The 14,276-nt window shown below is 54.6% G+C and carries 19 protein-coding genes and 1 tRNA gene; 12 read left to right on the top strand and 8 right to left on the bottom strand.

From position 1 onward, the window contains the following. The first annotated feature begins 10 nt into the window (after positions 1-10). Positions 11-84, top strand: a tRNA-Gly gene (locus QPM17_RS21095). Positions 85-176: 92 nt separating this feature from the next. Here the strand turns inward: QPM17_RS21095 and QPM17_RS21090 are convergent. After that, the gene (locus QPM17_RS21090) at positions 177-464 is read right to left on the bottom strand and encodes a sll1863 family stress response protein (protein WP_285393606.1); all 288 of its coding nucleotides are present in this window, start codon (positions 462-464) and stop codon (positions 177-179) included. 123 nt (positions 465-587) lie between these two features. Continuing rightward, a complete protein-coding gene (locus QPM17_RS23845; RefSeq protein ID WP_422732791.1) occupies positions 588-896 on the bottom strand; it encodes a hypothetical protein in 309 nt (102 codons plus the stop codon). On the opposite strand from QPM17_RS23845, the gene QPM17_RS21085 reads away from it, so the two are divergent. Beyond that, positions 789-1,022: a metallophosphoesterase family protein gene (locus QPM17_RS21085; RefSeq protein ID WP_422732790.1), complete on the top strand. Its 234-nt coding sequence runs from the start codon at positions 789-791 to the stop codon at positions 1,020-1,022. The two genes, QPM17_RS23845 and QPM17_RS21085, sit on opposite strands and share 108 nt — an antisense overlap. A gap of 500 nt (positions 1,023-1,522) precedes the next feature. After that, the gene (locus QPM17_RS21080) at positions 1,523-1,849 is read left to right on the top strand and encodes a glycine zipper domain-containing protein (protein ID WP_285393604.1); all 327 of its coding nucleotides are present in this window, start codon (positions 1,523-1,525) and stop codon (positions 1,847-1,849) included. 29 nt (positions 1,850-1,878) lie between these two features. On the opposite strand, the gene QPM17_RS21075 is transcribed toward QPM17_RS21080, so the two are convergent. Beyond that, positions 1,879-2,559, bottom strand: a complete 681-nt coding sequence (locus tag QPM17_RS21075) for an arginine N-succinyltransferase (RefSeq protein ID WP_285393602.1) — start codon at positions 2,557-2,559, stop codon at positions 1,879-1,881. Between the two features lie 386 nt (positions 2,560-2,945). Between QPM17_RS21075 and QPM17_RS21070 the strand changes: the two genes are divergently transcribed. Next, the gene (locus QPM17_RS21070) at positions 2,946-3,794 is read left to right on the top strand and encodes a DUF6544 family protein (protein ID WP_285393660.1); all 849 of its coding nucleotides are present in this window, start codon (positions 2,946-2,948) and stop codon (positions 3,792-3,794) included. After that, complete coding sequence (locus tag QPM17_RS21065) at positions 3,782-4,558, top strand: M23 family metallopeptidase (RefSeq protein WP_285393600.1); 777 nt, start codon at positions 3,782-3,784, stop codon at positions 4,556-4,558. The genes QPM17_RS21070 and QPM17_RS21065 overlap by 13 nt, the downstream gene beginning before the upstream one ends. 107 nt (positions 4,559-4,665) lie before the next feature. On the opposite strand, the gene QPM17_RS21060 is transcribed toward QPM17_RS21065, so the two are convergent. Next, positions 4,666-5,508, bottom strand: coding sequence for a CPBP family intramembrane glutamic endopeptidase (locus QPM17_RS21060; RefSeq protein WP_285393598.1), 843 nt, complete (start codon positions 5,506-5,508; stop codon positions 4,666-4,668). A 192-nt stretch (positions 5,509-5,700) separates the two neighbouring features. Here QPM17_RS21060 and QPM17_RS21055 point away from each other — a divergent pair, with 192 nt between their 5' ends. The 4 genes from QPM17_RS21055 to QPM17_RS21040 all read left to right on the top strand — a co-directional run bounded on the left by QPM17_RS21055 (position 5,701) and on the right by QPM17_RS21040 (position 8,656). Then, positions 5,701-6,591 carry an alpha/beta fold hydrolase gene (locus QPM17_RS21055; protein WP_285393596.1) on the top strand — a complete coding sequence of 297 codons (891 nt, stop codon included), beginning with the start codon at positions 5,701-5,703 and terminating at the stop codon, positions 6,589-6,591. A gap of 70 nt (positions 6,592-6,661) precedes the next feature. Next, positions 6,662-6,943 carry a hypothetical protein gene (locus QPM17_RS21050; RefSeq protein WP_285393595.1) on the top strand — a complete coding sequence of 94 codons (282 nt, stop codon included), beginning with the start codon at positions 6,662-6,664 and terminating at the stop codon, positions 6,941-6,943. 222 nt (positions 6,944-7,165) lie between these two features. Further along, positions 7,166-8,152, top strand: a complete 987-nt coding sequence (locus QPM17_RS21045) for a fatty acid desaturase (protein WP_285393593.1) — start codon at positions 7,166-7,168, stop codon at positions 8,150-8,152. Between the two features lie 45 nt (positions 8,153-8,197). Continuing rightward, positions 8,198-8,656 carry a DUF2141 domain-containing protein gene (locus QPM17_RS21040; protein WP_285393591.1) on the top strand — a complete coding sequence of 153 codons (459 nt, stop codon included), beginning with the start codon at positions 8,198-8,200 and terminating at the stop codon, positions 8,654-8,656. Between the two features lie 79 nt (positions 8,657-8,735). On the opposite strand, the gene QPM17_RS21035 is transcribed toward QPM17_RS21040, so the two are convergent. Next, positions 8,736-9,770, bottom strand: a complete 1,035-nt coding sequence (locus QPM17_RS21035) for a GlxA family transcriptional regulator (RefSeq protein WP_285393589.1) — start codon at positions 9,768-9,770, stop codon at positions 8,736-8,738. A gap of 168 nt (positions 9,771-9,938) precedes the next feature. Here QPM17_RS21035 and QPM17_RS21030 point away from each other — a divergent pair, with 168 nt between their 5' ends. Then, positions 9,939-10,505, top strand: a complete 567-nt coding sequence (locus QPM17_RS21030) for an OsmC family protein (RefSeq protein WP_285393587.1) — start codon at positions 9,939-9,941, stop codon at positions 10,503-10,505. 111 nt (positions 10,506-10,616) lie between these two features. Here the strand turns inward: QPM17_RS21030 and QPM17_RS21025 are convergent, their stop codons facing one another. Together QPM17_RS21025 and QPM17_RS23840 are read right to left on the bottom strand one after the other, a co-directional pair. Further along, the gene (locus tag QPM17_RS21025; RefSeq protein ID WP_285393659.1) at positions 10,617-11,057 is read right to left on the bottom strand and encodes a DUF3010 family protein; all 441 of its coding nucleotides are present in this window, start codon (positions 11,055-11,057) and stop codon (positions 10,617-10,619) included. A 29-nt stretch (positions 11,058-11,086) separates the two neighbouring features. Beyond that, complete coding sequence (locus QPM17_RS23840; RefSeq protein WP_422732789.1) at positions 11,087-11,173, bottom strand: SEC-C metal-binding domain-containing protein; 87 nt, start codon at positions 11,171-11,173, stop codon at positions 11,087-11,089. A 443-nt stretch (positions 11,174-11,616) separates the two neighbouring features. On the opposite strand from QPM17_RS23840, the gene QPM17_RS21020 reads away from it, so the two are divergent. Further along, positions 11,617-12,144, top strand: a complete 528-nt coding sequence (locus QPM17_RS21020) for a PEP-CTERM sorting domain-containing protein (RefSeq protein WP_285393586.1) — start codon at positions 11,617-11,619, stop codon at positions 12,142-12,144. A gap of 129 nt (positions 12,145-12,273) precedes the next feature. Beyond that, entirely contained in the window at positions 12,274-13,167 is an 894-nt protein-coding gene (locus QPM17_RS21015) for a metal-dependent hydrolase (RefSeq protein ID WP_285393584.1), read from the top strand. 39 nt (positions 13,168-13,206) lie between these two features. Here QPM17_RS21015 and rlmF read toward each other — a convergent pair whose 3' ends face one another. Then, positions 13,207-14,139: a 23S rRNA (adenine(1618)-N(6))-methyltransferase RlmF gene (rlmF, locus tag QPM17_RS21010; RefSeq protein WP_285393582.1), complete on the bottom strand. Its 933-nt coding sequence runs from the start codon at positions 14,137-14,139 to the stop codon at positions 13,207-13,209. Positions 14,140-14,276 lie beyond the last annotated feature (137 nt).

Raw genomic sequence — 14,276 nt, 5'->3', positions numbered from 1 at the left:
GCCGCAGGATGCGGGTGTAGCTCAATGGCAGAGCAGAAGCTTCCCAAGCTTACGACGAGGGTTCGATTCCCTTCACCCGCTCCATCTTCCTCATAAAGATCTGGAAACCCGAGCAGCGAGGCCCAGCATGCCGCCGAGGGTTCGGATCATGGGCAGGATTAGGTTTCGCAGGAAACTTATTTGAAGCGAGAGGTGGCAGAGCTGAACGCGCTGCTTACCGAGTCCCAGGCGCTATCAAGGCCCGCTTTAAGATCTTCCCAGGCATCGTCGCCAGCTTCCTTTATTTCATCCAGTTTCTTGCTGACATCGTCTTTCATCGATTTCAGTTCGTCGATCTGCTTGTAATATTCCTGCTGGGCATCCGCCTCTTTGAAATCGGCTTTGGCTTTCAGCTTGTCAATCTCGGCATTCCATTCGTCGAGCTTGGCCTGAAGTTTTTTAACGTAAGTATCTCTCATGCTCATTATCATCATTCCCTGTAAGAGCGCCCTTTAAGGGCAAAATGGGCCGTGACGCTGCATTACCGATCTTTGGCAGGTTTTGGCTGAATCGAATTTACTCGCAGCCCCCAGACTAATCAACGTTTATTACAGCCCAGCCAGAGGCACCTCGACAACTACTGTCACCATCAACTCAGTACTGGTGATCAGTTGGATGGCCGCTTCCATTTTAAAGCTGACGGCACTGGCGTTCCGGACGGCTTCTAGCTGGTGGATGACACCGAGCGCCCGCAGCGGGAATTCCAGCAGGCGTTGATCAAGGCGGTAGAAAAGATCACCCATAGCAAAATGCGTCCCGAAGCCCTGGAGGTTTTGAAAGGCTCGGACCTGATCCTTCATGCCGGTGATGTGGGGCGGGACGAGGTTCTGGATGCGCTGGAGGAGATCGCCGGCCATTCCCACAAACCCCGTAATGAGTGGATTGGCGATGTGCTTTATTTCAATCCAGGTGGCGCCGGGCCCCGGCGATTGACTCCCGCGGAAGTTACAGCCGTTTTAAAACCGTCCGTGGAAACGGGGTAGAACCCCCAGGACCTTCCCTTCTCAAGGAGGCAGGCATGTTATTCTTGGCCGAGCCTTCCTCCTTAACCATACAATCCCTGACGCGCTGTAGCTCAAGATTAGAAAGCTGAAGCGGGCAAAAGTTACGGGGGGTGCGAAAATTAATGTGGAAAACCGGCGCTCGGTAAAACCGGAAATCCGTGACAGATTAATTTTTACCTATAAGAAATAGCGCACAGCTGAACTCGTGGCTCTCAGGTCCCGGATGATCCGGATAACGGCTGAGTCGGAGGTAGAGTGCGAGCGTCTTGTTCAGGTCCGATTCGAAAGGAATGCGCATCTCTTAAACTTCTGTAACCTACTGAAAGATAAACAAAAGGTAATAGGTGGCTGCGTGTGGATTTCTGATATTCTTCAATGGTTCACAAAACTGACGAGTGCCTGATGGGATGATGGAGAAAATGGTCTCCTTCCCGTCATGCTGGGCAAATCAGACCATCTGAACAATGGGACTTACATCAATGAAAATGAAATCACTGCTCGTTTTTTTATCTCTGAGTGCCACCTCATTGGGGGCCGTTGCGGATGACACAGCCGACGCCGCGCTAGGTGGCGGTATTGGCGGAGCAATTGGGGCTGCCATCGGCAACGAGGTAGGTGGCAGAGATGGTGCTATTCTCGGCGGTGCCGTCGGTGCGGCAACCGGAACAGCCATTGCCACCGAAGATCATAGAGAACACGATCGCGACTATGATCGCCGTCGACATGACTACGACGATCACCGGTCTTACCGGAAGTCTGGTGGCCATTTCTGCCCACCGGGCCAGGCGAAAAAGGGCAACTGCTGAAACGCGACAAGCCTTGCTTATGCTAGGGGCTATTCCTTGAGCCGGACGAGTAACCGCCCCTCCTCGACCTGGATATAATCCACACCTGCTGCAAAGGATTGCCAGAATCCCGGGTCGGCACCGAACTCGTTGACGAGGTCCACATTCTTGAGGTTGCCCAGCCAGGCATTCGGAATGGGGACGCCCATCAGGCTGACACCCCTTAACTTAACCAGGGGGCGACCGTTGGCAAAGGAGAGTTCTACTCCGGCATTGACTCGTAGGGTTCTGCCACCGAGTAAAGGGAAACCCTCTTCAAGAGGCACCAGAAGCACGGCGCTCAGGAGATCATCCGAAAGGTCGACGGCGAGTCTCTGAGCCAGATCGGTGTTATTGGCCAGCATACCGTTGAGTTCCCGCTCGCTGAAGCGTACCTCCCGGCTGGCGCCGTCTTCACTGTAGGGCTCCGGCTGCAACGGGCGGCCAGATTCGGCGCCCTGGGTATCGATACCCAGAGTATTCAGTTTCGTATTGAGTGAATCCTGTTCACTGGCATTGAGAGTGACGGGTTCGAAATTGTCGGGAAACACGTAGTGGCTTAACCACCAGTAACCAACGCCGATGGTGGCAACGAGGGTGAGCAGGACGATGCCAAAGACCTGCAAACCACTGAAGCCTCTCTTTGCGGGTGGCGGCGCTGATGCTCTTTTATCCTCGATGGGCTCACTCATTCCCAATGTTTCCTGATTGCAGTCTGAATTCTCTGCCACGCTTCTCGAATCCGCGGCTTTCATGGGGTTCTACCCCTTTTCTCACGCCTCGTATCTACTAAGCTATCAAGGACTAGTGTAACTACTGTCAGTGCCCGCGTCCGCTATCTGTGATTTTTGCTGCATCGACAGAGAAAGATTCGCGACCGTGATGGTATAAGTGGCCAGGTGCACTGGCCGGCTGCAGGTAAGTGAAGACGGTGTGGTTGGTAAGAATGTCGAGCTGGCGGTTTGGTCATTTGCCAATTCTATCTGCCGTGATCTGGATTGGGTTATGCTTCTCCTTCAAAAGTAATCTTGCTGGAACCCGACATGGTTAAGCCGAGTTGTTTGCGATTTTGCCAGGGGTGATTGTTCTGACCGGGCTGGTGCTTTCGGCCTGGCGGCTGCTGGATCACCGGGCGGACCGCAAAGCCATGCGTGAGCTTGTGAGCGCGCAGCCCGCACAGCCCCCGGTTTTTGCGGCTGAGTTGGTTGCCGATCTGCCGGAACCGGCACGGCGTTATTTTCTGTATACCATTGAACCAGGTACGCTGCTTTCGACGGTCGCCCGCATTAGCATGGCGGGGCGTTTCGGCATGGGAGACAGGAGCAATCCCAATTATCTGGATTTCGAGGCAACCCAGGTGTTGGCGGTGCCTTCCGGGTTCGTCTGGAAAATGCGTGCACGGCGCGGCCTGATGAGGCTGTCCGGTTCTGACAGCCAGCGGTGGACGCGGTTTTGGCTGATGGGGTTGCTGCCCATTGCCCGCCTCGGGGGAGATCCGGACCATGCCCGTTCGGCATTTGGCCGTTATGTCGCCGAAGCCGTATTCTGGACGCCTGCAGCGCTGTTGCCCGGCCCGGGTGTTATATGGGAGAGCCTGGATGCCGACCAGGCGCGAGTCACCGTGGAGTATCGCGGCATGTCGCAGTCCGTTGATCTCAGGGTGTCAGCAGACGGCCAGCCCATTGAGGTCAGTTTTCAGCGTTGGAGTAACGCCAATCCCGAGAAGAAGCACCGGCTGCAGCCTTTTGGCGGATACCTCTCCGAGTTCCGGCCGTTCGATGGTTTCCGCCTGCCGACTCATGTGGAAGCTGGCAATCATTTCGCGACGGACCAGTATTTTCCGTTTTTTGTGGCGGACGTGACCGCTGTTGAGTTTCCCAGTGAGTTTGGTGAAACAGGAAAGAGGCCTGACCAATGTCCTGGATAGTAATGCTCACACAGGTTCTTCTGCCTCTGGCGCTGCTGGCGTGGGTGGCATTTTACCCGGCGTTGGGCTGGCTTGCGTGGGGGCTTCAGCTGATCTCGGTAGCGGCCGTGCTGCTGGGTTTGCCTGGAGGTTACCTGGCATGGCACGCAATCAAGGGTCGAGTGCTGCCTGCGGAAGCGGTGGTGGACATAGCTCCGCCCTTTCCCCCGGGGCACTACCTCATCGCCCATGGAGGCAGCGCACCGATGATCAATGCGCATCTCAAAACCCTGGACCAGACAGTCGAGCGTTTTCGCCCGTGGCGCGGCCAGAGCAAGGCTCTGGATATATTCCGTATCAGCTCTCTGGGATTTCACAAGAATGGCTGGCAGCCGACAGATCCCGCCAGATACACAACCTTTGGCGTGCCGGTGCTCTCGCCATGCAGGGGCGAAGTAGCCCTGGTCGTTGATGGAATAGAAGATATGCCTGTTCCTGAAATGGACCGTAACCACATGGCTGGCAACTATGTTGCTATCAATTGCGGGGATTTTTTCGCGATTCTTGCGCATTTACGCCAGGGAAGCATTGCTGTTGCAACCGGAGACAGGATAACAACCGGTGAGTTGCTGGGACAGATGGGCAACTCGGGAAACAGCTCGGAACCGCACTTGCATCTGCATGCCCAGAAAGGACTGCCGGAGGAAGCTCCCCTCTCTGGCGAGCCGTTGTGGATTACCATCAATAACAGATTTCTGGTGCGCAATGGCAGACTCAGTTTTTAATTGAACAGGGCGGGTAGGGCGAGGCACTTTTTCATTTTAAAACTCCGGGATCGCGACGGATAGGGTATCAATAGGCCTGTGTCCTGCCAGCTTTCCGCCCAGGTGAGTCATGTCCTGGCCTCCCGGCCTGCCGGAACGACCTCGGTAATGCTGTTTTTGCGCGTGAACATGGTCCTGCGGTTCAGCCAGACGATAACGAGGGCAACCAGCGCAAAAAGATAGGTGTCGTAGGGCTGGGCGTCGGGCCAGACGGGATTGATGAGGATAAAGTGAAACAACGCGGGGAGAAAAATGCTTCCCCGGGACGCATTAAATAGCGGCGTGACAATAACGCTCAGGGCGATGGTGCCGGTGAAGAACGGCAGAAATGACCATGCACTTTGCTCGGTGCCGCTCAACAGGAAGGCCGGTGTGTGCCAAAGGCCCCAGATCACGCCGATAATGAGGGCCGCCCAGATGGGGGCCATCTTGCGCTGGAGCAGGGGGAGCGCCAATCCACGCCAGCCAAACTCCTCGATCGGGCCTTTAATGGCAATAAAAACAAGCGCGACCAGGAAGGATGGAGCGGTATCAAACGGAAAGACAAAATCCGAGAGGTTTCCCTTGAGGAATGAGCCCGCAAAGAATACCAGGGGAACTCCGAGCAGCAAAAAGGCATACCAATGCCATGAGCAGCGCCATAGCAGGGCGCGCCCGATGTGTCTGCGCAATCCTTCCAGACCAGACCATCGGATAACCACAATGAACGCCGCTATGGCCGGCGCCCAGACAGCAAGATAGAACAGAGGGTGCTGGCCGGTAATTTCACCGAACAGGCCAACCATAGTCTCCGGGAGAATGATAAACGCAGCCAGGATTCCCCAGGCGATGCCGAAGGTCAGTATCAGGAATAGTGCAATGGCCCGAAACGGGATAGTATCCGGTGGCGTGATTCTACCTCGGGAGGGCATCGTCGTGTGTCTCCGATGGGGCGGCTTCGAAAGGAAGTTTCCCAATGAAGAATGATAGTATTCCGTTTGCTGGAGCAGGGATATTAAATGCCGCTCCTTCTGCATGCTCCACGACGTCAAAACCTTTGCGACCTCATCTCGAAGCAATGAGCTATCCTGAGACTCTCGACCTTCAAGCATGAGAGCCAAACGATGATCGAAACTCCCCTGGAATTTCCGAGCGATGGTACAACCTGTCGTGGTGTTCTTTACACGCCGAATGCCGACAGTAGAGATTTGCCGTGTGTCTTGATGGCCCATGGTTTCGGGCTGACTCATGCCAGTGGTCTGGCACCGTTTAAAGAAGCCTTCTGCAATGCGGGTTATGCGGTCTTTGCCTTTGACTACCGCCATTTCGGTGAAAGTGATGGTCAGCCACGGCAGACGCTGAGCCCGTGGAAGGAGGTGGCAGATTGGCTGGCGGCACTGAATTTTGCGCGGCAGCTGGATAGTATCGATGGGAGCCGCATCTGCCTGTGGGGGACGTCGTTTTCTGGTGGGCTTGTGATTGCGGCCGCGGCAAAGGATGGAAACGTGCGATGCACCATCTCCCAATGCCCGATGGTGGATGGTCTGGCGTCTTTGCTGGGTGTTATCGGTTATGCCGGCGTCATGCAGGCACTGCGCCTGACCTACCACGGAACTGTGGACTGGCTTCGCCGTGGGCTGGGGATGTCTCCCCGGTATATTGCATCGGCAGGCCGCCCTGGCGAGTTGGGCATGATGACCGCTGAGGACTGCCAGGAAGGGTATGTTCCCTTGCTGGCTGACAATGCGTCTAATTACGTTGCAGCGGGCGTGAGTTATGCGATTCCCTTGTTCCGGCCCATTCGGTTGGCCAGCGAAGTTACCTGCCCGGCACTGGTGTTGATCTGCGACCACGATACGGTCGCCCCGGCGAGTGCTGCGGCCAAAGCGGCCAAGAGAATGCCGAACTCCGAAGTGAAGCACTATCCGGTCGGCCATTTTGATGTTTACCGGGGTGAAGCTCTGGTTCAGTCAATCGAAGATCAACTTGATTTCCTGGCCCGGTCTTTCAGGTGAGAGTAATCCGGGTCAGCCGACTGGGTGTTCATGTTGCACCCAGATAAGAAGCGCAGCGACAGGCCGTATTATGCATTTGGATAAAGCAAAGAAGCGCATTGCAAAGCAGATTAAGAAGGGCTTTCATGGCTATCCGTTGGTTTCGCTGGAGTACTTTGGTAAAACGCCGGATTCAGCCACCGAGGTCGTTGTTTCATTTACTGAGGAAGAGGGTGCCGATCCCCAGAAGCAAACGTTTGTAAGTGGCAGTGATGCCCGGGAAGATGAAACGATTCAATCCACCATCGTGAAAATTATTGAGCGGGCGGATGCCAAAACGGTGACCGAGATCGACGGCATTTCCACTCTATAATTAAAACTGATCTGTTAGGGCCGTGATGACATCGCCCAGTGAAAATGTTCGGAGCCCCTGGACCGGCACGCGATTGTCTGATGGGTTTAAAGGTCATAACATGGATGATAAGGAGTCAAAACTGAGTTCTAAGGATTAAACGCATTTTGATCGGCATTTGCTTGCGCTGAGCGCAAAGGGTTTCAATAGTCTGAGTGCCGTAAAAAATCGAATGGAGGCGACATGCAAGCCAATTCCTCATGGCCGGATGCGCGTCCGGCGCTGAAACAGTACCGCACCCCCAGCCTTGGCAAGGCGATTTGGCAGCTCATCAATACCCTGGTTCCCTACGCCGGCTTGTGGTACCTGATGATCCTCTCTATCCGGCACGATGTTTCCTATTTGTGGACACTGGCACTCTCGGTGGTGGCGGCCGCGTTTTTGGTTCGCCTTTTCATTTTGTTCCACGATTGTGTCCATGGGTCGCTCCTGCCATCAACACGTGCCAACACCTGGGTAGGGCGGCTGTTGGGGGTCCTTGTCTTTACGCCATTCGACGACTGGCGCCTCAGCCACCTTCGTCACCATGTCAGCTACGCCAATCTCGATACCCGAGGCTTTGGTGATATCTGGACGCTCACTCTACGCGAATACAACGAGTTGCCGAGGCTTAAACGTTGGCTTTACAGGCTCTACCGTAATCCGGTGGTGCTCCTGGGCTTTGGCGCCATTTTCAATTTTCTTCTCAGCAACCGGCTGCCGAGCAAGAAAGTTCAGCGCAAAGAACGAAAGAGCGTAGTGTTCACGAACCTTGCTATCGTTGGTGTATTCCTGATCGCCGCCCAAACAATCGGGTGGCAGACTTATTTATTGATTCAGCTGCCTGTGTTGTGGTTCGCGGGTATGGGCGGTATCTGGCTGTTCTATGTTCAGCACCAGTTCGAAGGCGGTTACTGGGCCCGAAAAGGGGAATGGGATGCGTTGCGGGCCGCCATGGAAGGCAGCTCCTACTATCAATTGCCGACTATTTTGCGCTGGTTTTCGGCGAATATCGGGTATCACCATATCCACCATCTCAATGCCCGAATTCCCAATTATCGTTTGCCCGAGTGTTACAACGAGGTTTCCGCTGTGCGCGAAAAAGAGCCTTTGACCTTGCGGCAGAGCCTGCACAGCTTCCGGCTAAAACTCTGGGATGAAAGCCAGCAAAAGATGGTGGCCTTTCCCTAGCGAAAGTGGGGCCAATCCAGTGAGAACAGAGCTATGAGGATGCTGATGGGTAAGTCAAATATTCGGAAATCCGCATTGGCCTCCGTGCTGGCGTTTATGAATCTTCCCGCCATCCTCTTCGCCGAACCATCATGTCCAGGAATTTATGTAAACATTCCGAACATTGAAAACAGTACCGGGACTGTGGCCTGCGCACTTTTCGAATCGCCAGAGGGTTTCCCTACTGAGTTTCTGCACTCCGCGACCCATATAATGATGATGGAAATTCGAGATACAAAGGCACGTTGTAGCTTCCTGGATATTCCTCCAGGAAGCTATGCGTTGGCTGTCATCCATGATGAGAATAAGGATGGCAAGCTCAACACTAACTTTCTGGGGGTTCCCACGGAAGGTTATGGTTTTTCAAGCGGTGCAGAGGCTGGGATGAGTGCGCCTTCATTCGAGGCCGCCAGCTTTTCGTACGACGGGCAAAACCTGGATCTGACTATTAGATTGGATTATTGAGGGTCAGCAGGTTCAGGCCAGACACCACGATGTTGCGCGGATAGGAAACCGGGACAGTTTTACTTTCTCCGATCAATGCCTACGCCTCGGAAAGGTCCTCCAATTCTTCAACAAGAGGTCGAAACAGCCGCCGGTACTCGCCTGGTGTAAGACTCGTCAGGCGTTTGAATAACCGGCGAAAGAAGTGTACATCCTCGTAACCGGCCTCCAGGCTTACCTCTTCCACTGACAATCTGCCATGTTCCAGTGCGCGCTTGGCCGCTTCAATGCGAAGATTTTGAAGGTACTCAATCATTGAGGAGCCAGTGGCAGCTTTGAACCGCCGTTTGAGTGTTCTCTCTGGCAGAGGGGAGGCCTCTACCAGCTGGGCAATGGCCCTGGGATCCCGCAAATGCATCTTGAGCCACTCTTCACATTTGCGTACAGCCGAGTCGGCATGGCGTGTTTGCCGGACCAGCCCCGTAAACGGCAGTTGGCCTTCTCCGTGCCATTTCAGCAGATACACTTTTGCAATGCGGAGCGCTTCACCGATGCCCACGTACCGGGCAATGATATGCAGTGCCAGGTCATGCCACGATGTCGTTCCGCCTGCCGTCACCAGCCGGCCATCGGGGTGGGCATAAACAAGATTGGTCTCCGGACGGAAATGCACCCTGGGGTAGTGCGTTCGAAAAAGCTCCTGATAACCCCAGTGAGACGTTGCGGCGCAGTTATCCAGCAAACCACTTTCTGCCAGTAACACGGATCCGGAACAGGCAGAATAGATCGTTGTACCCGAACGGAATCTGAGCTTGATCCAGTCCATAAGCGCTTCATAGCGGCCTCCTATATCTTCATGGGGGCCCAGCCAGATCTCCGGGAGGATCAGGATATCAGCGGCAGGGTCATCCGCAATGGCGTACGCCGGCTCAACGGGAATGCCATGGCCACAATGAAATGGCGCCGAGTCGACCGAAACAATCTGCACATCAAACGGTTGATATGGAACCGAATCCCCCACCAGGGTCTGCCAGATATTGCCCGTCGCCATAAGCACATCCACCATCCCATACAGCGCCGAGCCTGCCGTTTCGGGCAGAGCGAGAATCAGAACTTTTTTTTGCTGTTGGCCCATGTTCCATCCTCCCTGCAATTGGTGGCACAAATGCCTTCTTTTTGTCAGAACTCCATCTGATCCAGTGCGCAGTCATCCCTTACTTTATACCCAGGCGCCACAAAGTGCGCCTCCCGGTCCACCGGGTTTCTTTAGACAACGAATAGACGACGAAGCAAGGTGAGGAAAATGAACGCACAAGTAAATATTAAGACCCGTAACGGCCTCGATCTGATCCAGATGGGCCAGACCATTGAAGCCCTGAAAAACGACCCAGGCCTCGCGCAGTTCGAGTTCCGGGCAAGTAACGAATGGGTGGACGGCGGTGAAAATCGCTCTACCATCCGCGGTTTCTACGGAGCCGGCGCTGAAGATGAATCACGTGACAAAGACTTCGTCTTCACCAATGGTGAGCCCCCGGTCCTGCTGGGCAATAACGAAGGTGCCAACCCGGTGGAATTCCTCCTGCATGCTCTGGCCGGCTGTGTTACCACCACCACGGTCCTGCATGCTGCGGCACGGGGCATCACCATCCGGAAACTGTCGACCAGACTGTCGGGCAATATCAACCTGGAAGGACTGCTGGCGCTGAATGACGAGGCTGTGGTCGGCTACGAGAGCATTCGTATCCTCATGGACATTGAAGCTGATTGCAGCGACGAGGAGCTGGATGATCTTCTGTCGTTTGCCAGGGACCACTCGCCGGTCTGCAACACTGTATGCCGGCCGGTTCCGGTAACCCTTGAGCGGGTCTGAGGGCCACTCCGGGGCGGGGACACCCGTCCCGGACTCTCCTTAACCGGAACAGAGCATCCAGCAGCGGATACCCGGGAAACCGGTGCAAATCTATTCTCGGAGTACACCCTTTCAGGGGCAACGACCGTGCAGCTGCCCTACATAGGCGGCGGTAAAGGCCGCTTCCTGAAAGACCTTCAAACCCGTGTCGGCAAAAGCAATTGGTAGCGGGTTGGATGCCAGGGTGGACTTGATCAGTGCCGGGGGGAGCATGGTCACTGTAAATTCAGTACCGGTGGTCAGTTGAATGGCCGCTTCCATTTTAAAGCTGATGGCACCACCGGCAAATTTGCCTTTTGGCATCCGCTCTTTGATCGCGACGCTGGTGACCCCATGCTCGGCCATTAACTCCGCAAAGGCCGTCTGGAACCGCTTCAGGTCTTCACGGCCATGGTTTTTCGGCAGTGACAGTTTACGCACCTTGCACTCCGGCAGGTTGAACTGCCCCCGGTCCATATTCAGTAAACACACCACCGCATCGCTGCCAGTCAGCTCAACCCCGCAAACAATCATAGCCATTGCCCTCTATGCCACGGTTGTCGTCAGCCACAGCATTTCTTGAATTTGATACCGCTACCGCAGTTGCAGAAGTCGTTGCGGGAGGGCGATGTTACCGCAAATTCGCCAATTCAGGTACAGGCCTGAACCTCGTCCCCAAGAGCAATGTCCCCCGCTTCAACCACCCGCGTCGTAATGCCCCCATGCTCGCCCAAGCGAAGCCCGTTTGGGTTGATGTTCGTATGGAAACCGAGCATCGGCTGCCATCGCACCGAATGGATTCTGTGTTTCAGAAGCAAGCGTTGAGCTATTTAACGCCTGCGGTTCAGCTCTGTTTAACTGGTTGGCAATAGTTTACGTTCATAAAGGTATTATTCTATTTAAAACAGTGTTTTAAATGATTTTCCTATCATGTGTATGGAAAAAAGACATGTTTAAAAGTTTAACGTTAACTGACTGAATAGTTTGTTTTTTTGCCTGTATCCCATTCATGCCGGGGTCTTGGGTAAGTGGCACTGACTTTGCGTCTCTAAAGATTGAAGTTCACCAATCAATGATGACGCGAGGTGATCCTATGATGACGAAATTTGTCGCAGCCTCTGTATTGTCCCTGGCGGCCTGCAGTGCCGGTGCCGTTTCCTTAACCTACGACAATCTTGATCAAAAGCCGATTCTTCAGAACCAGAGCGGTTTTTTGATGAACCAGGTATTTGATATCACAAATAACTCCGGGCAGACGTGGACCGACTTTCACCTGTCGCTGGACGTGTATCCGGACCCCGACGGTGAATTGGGTGCCGGCGGACCGACCTTCTTTATCGACACCAAGAGCGGTGGTTTCGACGGCACTGCCTATGATGGCCCCGGGAGCTATTCACTCAGCAGTAGTCAGCAGGTGATCGACATTATCAACCTGTCCGTTCCGGACGGTGACACCTATACGTTTACAGTGGATGTTGCTCAGGGCGAGACCACCAACCATTACGATATTCTGGGTAAGCCAACAGTGGCGAATGAGGTGCCGGAACCTGGAACCCTGGGGTTGATGGGTCTGGGCGTTGCGGGCCTGGTTGCAAGATTTTCGAAGCGGGCAACTCGCTAGGAGTGGGTCCTCAAGTCCGCTGAGCTCTGGCCGGCAATGACAAGTACATTGTCCCCTTGTGCACTTACGGCAGTGGAGTCCCCGCCAGTATGATGACTCCATTGCCAACATGCTTCCCGAGGGCTCACAATGATTGCCAGCAGAACAGAAGCCGGTGTTCACCCGATTTCAGCGCGCAATACAGCTCGAACAACCACGCCCAAAGGTCTGATCCCCGAAGTCCGACAGCCGAATTTTGATCTGGCCGACGACGTGCCCAAATACTGGTGGGACAACGATCCGGCCAAAACGCTTCTGTTGGCGGCTCTGTCTTCCAGCTTCCCGCCCGGTGAGCGTTTCTTTATCGACTCGGTACGCCACTACCAGAAACAGATCACAGACCCGGAACTGAAAGAGGCGGTGCGTGGCTTTATTGGCCAGGAGGCTCACCACTCCAGGGAACACAAGGCGCTCAACGGCTATATGCAGGATCGCGGTATCAATCTCGACCGCCTGGAGGGTGAGATTCAGGGGCTGATGAACTGGATGCGCAAGCACCTCAGCCCCGAGCGTCAGCTGGCCCACACGGTGGCAGTGGAACATTTCACCGCCCTGATGGCCGAGGAATTTCTCCTGAAATACGACGCCCTGGAGGAAATGGACCCGCGCATGGCGCCCATTTGGGCCTGGCACGCGATTGAGGAATCCGAGCACAAGGCCGTGGCTTTTGATGTTTACAAGAGCATTGGCGGCAGCGAGCTTGTTCGAGTGACGGAAATGATGGCCGTGAGCGTGATGTTTCCGCTGTTCAGCGGGATTCACCTGGCTCAGCTGATGAAAGAAGACGGCCAGCTATTCAACCTGAAGTCCTGGGCGGGCGGGATCAATTACATGTGGGGCAAGCCCGGTGTTTTCCGCAAGCTGTTGCCGTCCTACTTCAAGTACTACAGCCCCGGTTTTCACCCCTGGAATCACGATGCCCGCGATCTGGTTGAGAAGGCCAAGCGCAAATGGTTGGCGCCGGTTATGAAAAAGGCCTCCTGACGGCGCTCTCTCATGACCATGAGCCACCCCTGGGGTGGCTCATATGAATGTCCAGGCCAGTACCCTGGTAATCTTGTTCCCCTGCTTCATCTCGATTTCCCTTATATCAAGGGCACCGAGCTTGCGAATCAACTTCTTTGCAGGCTTAACGTTGTCGGCTTTTGAAACCAGGCTGGTGAACCAGCGGCATTGAGTTGAATACACCTGGCTTTCTCTTATCAGCTTTTTCAGAAACAGCTGTTCACCTCCTTTACACCAAAGCTCTGCTCCCAGCCCGCCAAAGTTAAGGGTGGGGGAGTCGGTCTTTGCTTTCTGCTCACCGCGGCTACGAGCAAGGTTATTGAGTTTAAGCCGGCTACCCTTGAGTGCTTCATCGGGCGAGGCATGGAAGGGTGGGTTGCATACGCTGACGTCAAAGAACTCCCCGGGTTGAATGATCCCTTCAAAGATGTGGTTTTTATCGGGCTGCGTGCGCAGCGTGAAGCGTTCCTTGAGTGCGGGGTTGTTGGCGATAATCGTGGCGACGTTCTCGATCGATTGGGTGTTAATGTCACTACCGACACACTCCCAGCCATAAATCTGGCAGGCCAGCAGCGGGTAGATTCCATTTGCTCCAGTGCCTATATCGAGCAGCTTGATGTCGGGCTGTTCAGGCCCCGGCAAGTCTGCCACGTAATGGATATAGTCGGCTCTGCCGGGGATTGGAGGGCAGAGCGCACCCTCGGGAATATCCCAGTCAGCAATGTTGTAGTATCGGTTCAATAACGCGGCGTTGAGAGTTTTGACGGCCAGTGGGTCTGCGAAATCAATGGAAAGCTCGCCATGAGCGTTCGGTTTCACATGGGGGGCCAGTGCCGGGTGGCTTTTGATGAGAGCTGGGAAGTCATAGCCATGGTTGTGTAGATTCCTTGGGTGCAGACCTTTGCGAACGGGCCTGGTGGGGCTTTTTTTACTTCGGTGGAGGCTGCTCACAGTAATGGGCCCGGGGCTTGGAGTTCATTGCTAGATTGGGTCTGAGCTGGTCGGTGATTATAAACATTATGTAGGTGATGGGCATGCAGTGAAAACCGGGACAGAGCCATCGACTCCCGATTGTCTATACTCCATAG

This window comes from Marinobacter azerbaijanicus, from assembly GCF_030250645.1.
In the GTDB taxonomy this organism is placed as follows: Bacteria; Pseudomonadota; Gammaproteobacteria; order Pseudomonadales; family Oleiphilaceae; genus Marinobacter; species Marinobacter azerbaijanicus.
This window is presented reverse-complemented; position numbering and strand designations above follow the sequence as displayed.

What these genes read in the sequence shown, in the direction of transcription:
- QPM17_RS21050 (WP_285393595.1), top strand. Translation starts at nt 6,662, where the DNA reads ATGCATTTGGATAAAGCAAAGAAGCGCATTGCAAAGCAGATTAAGAAG.
- QPM17_RS21045 (WP_285393593.1), top strand. Translation starts at nt 7,166, where the DNA reads ATGCAAGCCAATTCCTCATGGCCGGATGCGCGTCCGGCGCTGAAACAG.
- QPM17_RS21030 (WP_285393587.1), top strand. Translation starts at nt 9,939, where the DNA reads ATGAACGCACAAGTAAATATTAAGACCCGTAACGGCCTCGATCTGATC.
- QPM17_RS21065 (WP_285393600.1), top strand. Translation starts at nt 3,782, where the DNA reads ATGTCCTGGATAGTAATGCTCACACAGGTTCTTCTGCCTCTGGCGCTG.
- QPM17_RS21025 (WP_285393659.1), bottom strand. Translation starts at nt 11,057, where the DNA reads ATGATTGTTTGCGGGGTTGAGCTGACTGGCAGCGATGCGGTGGTGTGT.
- QPM17_RS21035 (WP_285393589.1), bottom strand. Translation starts at nt 9,770, where the DNA reads ATGGGCCAACAGCAAAAAAAAGTTCTGATTCTCGCTCTGCCCGAAACG.
- QPM17_RS21020 (WP_285393586.1), top strand. Translation starts at nt 11,617, where the DNA reads ATGATGACGAAATTTGTCGCAGCCTCTGTATTGTCCCTGGCGGCCTGC.
- QPM17_RS21090 (WP_285393606.1), bottom strand. Translation starts at nt 464, where the DNA reads ATGAGCATGAGAGATACTTACGTTAAAAAACTTCAGGCCAAGCTCGAC.
- QPM17_RS23845 (WP_422732791.1), bottom strand. Translation starts at nt 896, where the DNA reads ATGGCCGGCGATCTCCTCCAGCGCATCCAGAACCTCGTCCCGCCCCAC.
- QPM17_RS21080 (WP_285393604.1), top strand. Translation starts at nt 1,523, where the DNA reads ATGAAAATGAAATCACTGCTCGTTTTTTTATCTCTGAGTGCCACCTCA.
- QPM17_RS21085 (WP_422732790.1), top strand. Translation starts at nt 789, where the DNA reads ATGCGTCCCGAAGCCCTGGAGGTTTTGAAAGGCTCGGACCTGATCCTT.
- QPM17_RS21040 (WP_285393591.1), top strand. Translation starts at nt 8,198, where the DNA reads ATGGGTAAGTCAAATATTCGGAAATCCGCATTGGCCTCCGTGCTGGCG.
- QPM17_RS21015 (WP_285393584.1), top strand. Translation starts at nt 12,274, where the DNA reads ATGATTGCCAGCAGAACAGAAGCCGGTGTTCACCCGATTTCAGCGCGC.
- QPM17_RS21060 (WP_285393598.1), bottom strand. Translation starts at nt 5,508, where the DNA reads ATGCCCTCCCGAGGTAGAATCACGCCACCGGATACTATCCCGTTTCGG.
- QPM17_RS21055 (WP_285393596.1), top strand. Translation starts at nt 5,701, where the DNA reads ATGATCGAAACTCCCCTGGAATTTCCGAGCGATGGTACAACCTGTCGT.
- QPM17_RS21075 (WP_285393602.1), bottom strand. Translation starts at nt 2,559, where the DNA reads ATGAGTGAGCCCATCGAGGATAAAAGAGCATCAGCGCCGCCACCCGCA.